2 rRNA genes (1 of these 2 cut by a window edge) are annotated in these 2,500 nt (G+C 46.5%); both read left to right on the top strand.

The features are described 5' to 3' along the window. A 23S ribosomal RNA gene (locus DIS07_RS14820) occupies nt 1-2,100 on the top strand (it extends 769 nt beyond the left edge of the window). Nucleotides 2,101-2,272: 172 nt separating this feature from the next. After that, nucleotides 2,273-2,382: ribosomal RNA gene (gene rrf, locus DIS07_RS14815) — 5S ribosomal RNA — on the top strand. Nucleotides 2,383-2,500: the final 118 nt, after the last annotated feature.

Below are 2,500 nucleotides of genomic sequence, written 5' to 3'. Positions count from 1 at the left end.
CGTTGAAAAGTCTTTGGATGACCTGTGGGTAGGGGTGAAAGGCCAATCAAACTCGGAAATAGCTCGTACTCCCCGAAATGCATTTAGGTGCAGCGTTGAGTAAAAGTTTTATAGAGGTAGAGCTACTGATTGGATGCGGGGGCTTCACCGCCTACCAATTCCTGACAAACTCCGAATGCTATAAAATGTTTCTCAGCAGTGAGGGCATGGGTGCTAAGGTCCATGTCCGAGAGGGAAAGAACCCAGACCATCAGCTAAGGTCCCCAAATATATGTTAAGTTGAAAAAACGAGGTTTGACTGCCCAGACAGCTAGGATGTTGGCTTGGAAGCAGCCATTCATTTAAAGAGTGCGTAACAGCTCACTAGTCGAGCGGTCGAGCATGGATAATAATCGGGCATAAACATATTACCGAAGCTATGGACTTGTAAAAGTGGTAGGGGAGCATTGTAACCTGCGTAGAAGGTGTGTTGTGAGGCATGCTGGAGTGGTTACAAAAGAAAATGTAGGCATAAGTAACGATAATGCGGGCGAGAAACCCGCACACCGAAAGACTAAGGTTTCCTCAGCGATGCTAATCAGCTGAGGGTTAGTCGGGACCTAAGGCGAATCCGAAGGGAGTAGTCGATGGACAACAGGTTAATATTCCTGTACTTCTTATAATTGCGATGGGGTGACGGAGTATTGAAAGCACCGCGTACTGACGGAATAGTACGTTGAAGACTGTATCTATAGAATTTGTAGGCAAATCCGCAGATTTTGGAGAAGGTTGATAGTACCATAAGGCTTCGGCTGCGTGGATAGTGTGCCTAAAGGCTTCCAAGAAAAACCTCTAAGCTTCAGATTATAAGAACCCGTACCGTAAACCGACACAGGTAGTTGGGATGAGAATTCTAAGGTGCTCGAGAGATTCATGGCTAAGGAACTAGGCAAAATCGACCCGTAACTTCGGGAGAAGGGTCGCCCCTCTATGAGGGGCCGCAGTGAAAAGGTCCAGGCGACTGTTTATCAAAAACACAGGGCTTTGCTAAATTGAAAGATGATGTATAAGGCCTGACACCTGCCCGGTGCTGGAAGGTTAAGTGGAGGGTTTAGCTTCGGCGAAGATCTGAAATGAAGCCCCAGTAAACGGCGGCCGTAACTATAACGGTCCTAAGGTAGCGAAATTCCTTGTCGGGTAAGTTCCGACCTGCACGAATGGTGCAACGATCTGGACACTGTCTCAGCCATGAGCTCGGTGAAATTGTAGTATCGGTGAAGATGCCGATTACCCGCAGCGGGACGAAAAGACCCCGTGAACCTTTACTATAGCTTAGTATTGGCTTTGGATAAGTAATGTGTAGGATAGGTGGGAGACTTTGAAGCGGCGTCGCTAGGCGTTGTGGAGTCATCCTTGAAATACCACCCTTTGCTTATCTAGAGTCTAACTCAGAGATGAGGACAGTGCTTGGTGGGTAGTTTGACTGGGGTGGTCGCCTCCAAAAGAGTAACGGAGGCTTCTAAAGGTACCCTCAGCACGCTTGGTAACCGTGCGTAGAGTGCAATGGCATAAGGGTGCTTGACTGAGAGACATACAGGTCGATCAGGTTGGAAACAAGAGCATAGTGATCCGGTGGTTCCGCATGGAAGGGCCATCGCTCAAAGGATAAAAGGTACTCCGGGGATAACAGGCTGATCTCCCCCAAGAGCTCATATCGACGGGGGGGTTTGGCACCTCGATGTCGGCTCGTCACATCCTGGGGCTGGAGAAGGTCCCAAGGGTTGGGCTGTTCGCCCATTAAAGTGGCACGCGAGCTGGGTTCAGAACGTCGTGAGACAGTTCGGTCTCTATCTGCTGTGGGCGTTAGAAATTTGCGTGGATCTGACTCTAGTACGAGAGGACCGAGTTGGACTGACCTCTAGTGTACCTGTTGTTACGCCAGTAGCATAGCAGGGTAGCTACGTCGGGAAGGGATAAGCGCTGAAAGCATATAAGCGCGAAACCCACCACAAGATGAGATTTCTTTAAAGGGTCGTTGGAGATGACAACGTTGATAGGCTATAGGTGTAAAGGCAGTAATGTCATAGCCGAGTAGTACTAATAACCCATAGACTTATGTACGCTTCTCACCGCTTCGGCGGTGAGAGACACTCTTTTTTTATTTTGAACTTACAATATTATTTTACCATATGTTAACTTATTACTTCAGCAAAGCTGAAGAGTTAACAGTAATTAGTAGCTAGTAGTTAGTGTAAACTAACTTCTATAAACCAATAACTAATAACTAAACTCTTAGGGTGGTTATAGCATTGGGGCTCACCTCTTCCCATCCCGAACAGAGAAGTTAAGCCCAATAGCGCCGATGGTACTGCATTTATGTGGGAGAGTAGGTCGCTGCCTTTCTTTATCTTGATATAGTCAAGACTTACAAGCCTCATATCTTTAAGATATGAGGCTTTTTTATGAAAAATTGTTAGATTTTATGTAATATATTGATGTATTTTCGTTATTGATTTATAGT

Source organism: Polaribacter aquimarinus (assembly GCF_003129485.1).
Lineage (GTDB): Bacteria > Bacteroidota > Bacteroidia > Flavobacteriales > Flavobacteriaceae > Polaribacter > Polaribacter aquimarinus.
This window is presented reverse-complemented; position numbering and strand designations above follow the sequence as displayed.